At 69.4% G+C, this 1,535-nt stretch carries 2 protein-coding genes; both read right to left on the reverse strand.

Annotated elements, in window-relative coordinates; all coding sequences use genetic code 11:
* Nucleotides 1-67: 67 nt before the first annotated feature.
* The gene (locus Q4G14_RS15030) at nucleotides 68-943 is read right to left on the reverse strand and encodes an NAD-dependent epimerase/dehydratase family protein (protein WP_303362577.1); all 876 of its coding nucleotides are present in this window, start codon (nucleotides 941-943) and stop codon (nucleotides 68-70) included.
* The gene (hutX, locus tag Q4G14_RS15035) at nucleotides 943-1,461 is read right to left on the reverse strand and encodes a heme utilization cystosolic carrier protein HutX (RefSeq protein WP_303362578.1); all 519 of its coding nucleotides are present in this window, start codon (nucleotides 1,459-1,461) and stop codon (nucleotides 943-945) included. The genes Q4G14_RS15030 and hutX overlap by 1 nt, the downstream gene beginning before the upstream one ends.
* Nucleotides 1,462-1,535 lie beyond the last annotated feature (74 nt).

Consider the following 1,535-nt stretch of genomic DNA (forward strand, 5'->3'; position numbering starts at 1 on the left):
CCAGGCAAACGCCGCCAGAAACCCCACAAGCCCTTAAGTTAGCGCGTATGGGGCGGGCCATAGCCCCTCATTCCCCCGCCGCGATCATCCCTGCATAACCCGCGCGCCAGTCGGGATAACGCAGCGCAAAGCCCGGCAGCGCCAGCAGCCGGTCGGGGCGGATACGGCGGTTTTCCGCATAAAACCCCGCCGCAGCGGGCGGCAGCCCGGCATCGCCGAACGCCACCTCGGGCGGGGCGGGCAGGCCCAGCATCGCCGCAACCCCCGCCAGCAGATCCGAAGCCGCCGAGGGCGCGCCATCGGCAAGATTGGTCAGCCGCAGCCCATCCGGGCTGGCAAGCGCGGCCAGCGTGGCGGCGGCGATGTCGTCGCGGTGGATGCGGTTGAACACCTGCCCCGGCTTCAGGATCGCGCGCGCCTGACCGCCGCGCAACTGCGCCAGCACATTGCGGCCCTCAGGCCCGTAAATCCCCGCGATCCGCAGAATATCCAGCGCCACACCCTGACGGGCCGCAACGTCCTGCCATTCCGCCTCGGCGATCAGACGGGCGCGGGCATCGGCGCTGACAGGGGCGGGCGCCCGGCTTTCGTCGATCCAGTCGCCGCCGCAATCGCCATAAACCGCCGTCGAGGAATAATACCCCGCCCAGATCACCCCCGGCGGCACCTGCCCGCCAAGCGCCGCAAGGGCAGGACAGCCCCCGGCCAGCGGCGGGGCCGAGATCAGCAGATCGGTCACACCCTCCAGCACCGCGCCGGTAAGGCGATCACCCGTGCCCGCCAGCACCGGCACGACGCCGGATGCACGCATCGCATCGGCGCGGGAAGGGTCGCGCAGCACGGCGCTGACCCGCGCGCCCTGCGATTGCGCCAGCCCCGCCACCGCCCGCGCGACATAGCCCGGCCCGAACAGCAGCAGATGCCGCCCCGCAAGCGCCGCCATCACGCCCCCGCCAGCAGCCGCGCTTCGAGCGTATCAAAGGCGGCGATCTGTTCGGGGATCAACTGGCGCTGCGCATCGCGGCCCAGATAGACCTTGAACAGGCAATTGCCGTCATGGTCGTAAAACTGGACCGAGCGCGTCTCGGACGAAAACAGCTTGCGCCGGACAAAGGCCACGCGCGCGCAGGCATCCACGCTCAGGTGGCCGCTGATCGGCTTGCCTTTCAGGTTATACATGCCATGCGCGACGGTGCCGCCGTGCATCGGCCCCTTGGCCTCAAGAATGACGGCGCCGGTGTTGACGATAAAGGTGATCTCGCCCCAATGGGCAATGTCATCCAGCGCCTCGGCCATCAGGCTGCCCGGCAGATGCGTGACCTCGCCCCTGGGCAAAGCCTCAAGCACGGCCAGCGGGGTGGTGCCTGCGGCGCGGGCAATGTCTTCCAGCGCGGCGGTCGGATTTGCGGCGATGGCATCGGCCAGCGTGGGGGTGGCCATGGTGTCGGCGGTGGTGGTCATGTCTTCTCCTTCAGGTCGGGATGCTGGCCCAGCCATGTCAGCAGCCGCCCGGTCATGGCGACCTGCCAGAACCG

The sequence above is a fragment of the Paracoccus sp. (in: a-proteobacteria) genome (genome assembly GCF_030538755.1).
Classification (GTDB): domain Bacteria; phylum Pseudomonadota; class Alphaproteobacteria; order Rhodobacterales; family Rhodobacteraceae; genus Paracoccus.